The sequence below is a fragment of the Streptomyces niveiscabiei genome, assembly GCF_001419795.1.
GTDB classification, from domain to species: Bacteria; Actinomycetota; Actinomycetes; order Streptomycetales; family Streptomycetaceae; genus Streptomyces; species Streptomyces niveiscabiei.
The window spans coordinates 1-2,421 of record NZ_LIRL01000509.1 but is presented as its reverse complement, the minus strand read 5'-3'; the positions used below and the strand labels follow the sequence as shown (position 1 = coordinate 2,421).

Here is a 2,421-nt window from a genome sequence, read left to right as displayed (position 1 = left end):
GCCCCCGCAAGATACCCCCAACTCCCCTTCCGAGAAAGGCATCCAGTGATCCGTGTACTACTGGCCGACGATGAAGACCTCATGCGTGCCGGCCTGCGGATGATGTTGGAGACGCAGGCGGATCTCGTGGTCGTGGGTGAGGCGCGGGACGGTGAGGAGGCGGTCCGGCTGGCCGGGGCGGCGAAGCCGGACGTCGTGCTGATGGATGTACGGATGCCGTTGTTGGACGGGGTCGCCGCGACGAGAGCGATCGGGGCCGAAGGGGACGGTGCGCCCAAGGTGTTGATCCTGACGACCTTCGAGTTGGACGAGTACGTGTTCGCGGCCGTCAGAGCGGGGGCCGCCGGTTTTTTGTTGAAGCGGAGTCCGCCCGAGGCGTTGATCGAGGGGATCAGGACGCTCGCGGCCGGCGAGGCACTGCTGGGCCCGTCAGTCACCCGGCGTCTGCTCGCGGAGTTCGCGAGGGCCACGCCGTTGGAGCCGTCGCCGGAGACGGCGAGGAGGCTGGCGAGACTGACGGAGCGGGAGCACGGCGTACTGCTCCTGCTGGGCCGGGGACTGTCGAACGCGGAGATCGCGGGCAGGCTGCACATCGGGGAGGCGACGGTGAAGACGCATGTGGGCCGGGTCCTGGAGAAGCTGGGGCTGAGGGACCGGGTGCACGCGGTGGTGTTCGCGTTCGACCACGGCTTGGTGAGGCCGGGTGGCTAGGACACACGCTCTCGACCTCGGCGGACCTCCCGTATCGTCCAGGCTCTCATCCCGCCCCCTCGAACGCCTGGGCCACGGCGAGACTGTCCTCGTACACGTGATGCCGAGTCACCACCCCCTCCGCCAGCGTCAGATGAAGGGCGAACCGAGCCCGGTACGCCCGCCCGGTCGCCCGCGCGGTCTGCCGGATCTCCCCGAGGACGACCGCGTCGGCGCCGTCGACGAGGACACGCTCGACGCGGGTGTCGACCTCCTCGGCGACATGATGTGCGGCCAACTCCCGGAAGTGCGCGGCGACTTCGGCGCGGGTGGAGCGGCGCCGGATCCAGGGCGTGGCCGTACGCCCGTGCTCCCCGGCGGGCCAGTCGAGCTTCCAGTCGACGTGCTCGGCGTAAAGGGAGGCGATGCGGTCGGGATCGCCCTCGCCGATGAGCTGGAGGAGTTGGAGGACCGAGGTACGGGTGTCGGGGTTCATGGCGGGGCCTCTCTGCGCGAACTCGGGACACAGGGACGTGGGTGGCGTGAACTCGCCCTGCCCGACGGATTGTTGCCGCCTCGCAGTTCCCTCCGCGATTACCTCCCAGGTAGCCGCCTCTCCTGTCACAGCTTGTCGACAAGGCGGTGCGGAGAGGCGTTCGACGGGAATCCGTATGGCGGGAACACCAGTACGGGGACCCCGCGACAGCGGGGACCGCAGGAAGGAGACCGCCATGACGACGACTCCCCCCGACACCGCCACGACTCCCCCGAAGCGGCTGCCGCAGCGCATGCCGGTGTGGGCGAAGGTGCTCACCTCGGTCGTAGTGGTGCTGGCCGTCATGTTCGCGGGCATCAGGCTGAGCCTCCTGCCGGGACTGCGCGATTTCTTCGGCACGGAGACACAGGACCGCACGGGCCCGGCGCTCCTCCAGTCGATCCAGGACATGAGCCGCTACGAGGGCGCGTCGGGCAACTTCCAGGTCGTCGTGGACCTGGAGAAGGACGCGAAGTTCCTGCCGGACTCGATCCGCGGTTCCCGGACCCTGTACGTGGGGGCGGGCACGGTGGACGCGTACGTGGACCTCGGGAAGGTGGGCGACAAGGACGTGACGGTCGACGAGGACCGTACGACGGCGACGCTGCGCCTGCCGCACGCGCGGCTCGCGACACCGGCGCTCGACCCGGACCGTTCGTACGCCGTGTCCAAGCAGCGCGGCCTGCTGGACCGGCTCGGCGACTTCTTCTCGGGCAACCCGAACAGCGAGCAGGCGGTGCAGAAGCTCGCCGTGCGGCACATCGGCGAGGCCGCGCGGCAGAGCGAGCTGACGGCGCGCGCGGAGACCAACACGACGGGCATGCTCAAGGGCCTGCTGCGGTCCCTCGGCTTCAAGGAGGTCACCGTCTCCTACGTCGCCTGACCGGGGGGCGCCCGGGGGTGCGCGGACCGGCATCCCCGGGCGTTTCCTGGGTAACAGCCTTAGGACGCTGGGAAGTTGAAGCCTGGAGGACCGCAGATGGCCCGTGCAGCCTCACGTCCGCGTACCACGAAGGCCAAGTCCGCGCCCACCCCCGCGAAACCGGAGCCCGCTCCAGGAGGAGTGAAGGCGTTCACGAAGCGGCTGACGGCCGTACGGATCCGGACCTCGAAGAAACCGGCGAAACAGGCGAAACCGGCGGCGCCCGCAGCTGCCAGGAGCAAGAAACGCGCCCCCAAGGGCTCCCCCGCCGGCC

Annotated in this window: 3 protein-coding genes and 1 pseudogene; 3 read left to right on the top strand and 1 reads right to left on the bottom strand. The window is 69.7% G+C overall.

The genetic code is table 11. The features are described 5' to 3' along the window. The first annotated feature begins 45 nt into the window (after positions 1 to 45). On the top strand, positions 46 to 711 hold the full coding sequence (locus AOK24_RS24130) for a response regulator (protein WP_079056965.1): 666 nt from the start codon (positions 46 to 48) through the stop codon (positions 709 to 711). A 46-nt stretch (positions 712 to 757) separates the two neighbouring features. Here AOK24_RS24130 and AOK24_RS24125 read toward each other — a convergent pair whose 3' ends face one another. Next, positions 758 to 1,186, bottom strand: coding sequence for a nuclear transport factor 2 family protein (locus AOK24_RS24125; protein WP_055722165.1), 429 nt, complete (start codon positions 1,184 to 1,186; stop codon positions 758 to 760). A 235-nt stretch (positions 1,187 to 1,421) separates the two neighbouring features. Between AOK24_RS24125 and AOK24_RS24120 the strand changes: the two genes are divergently transcribed. Together AOK24_RS24120 and AOK24_RS49790 are read left to right on the top strand one after the other, a co-directional pair. Beyond that, complete coding sequence (locus tag AOK24_RS24120; RefSeq protein WP_055722164.1) at positions 1,422 to 2,108, top strand: DUF4230 domain-containing protein; 687 nt, start codon at positions 1,422 to 1,424, stop codon at positions 2,106 to 2,108. A gap of 96 nt (positions 2,109 to 2,204) precedes the next feature. Further along, positions 2,205 to 2,421, top strand: a pseudogene (locus AOK24_RS49790) (hypothetical protein); the annotation flags it as partial.

Excerpts from the sequence above, each read along its gene's own strand:
- AOK24_RS24120 (WP_055722164.1), top strand. The coding sequence starts at position 1,422 with ATGACGACGACTCCCCCCGACACCGCCACGACTCCCCCGAAGCGGCTG.
- AOK24_RS24125 (WP_055722165.1), bottom strand. The coding sequence starts at position 1,186 with ATGAACCCCGACACCCGTACCTCGGTCCTCCAACTCCTCCAGCTCATC.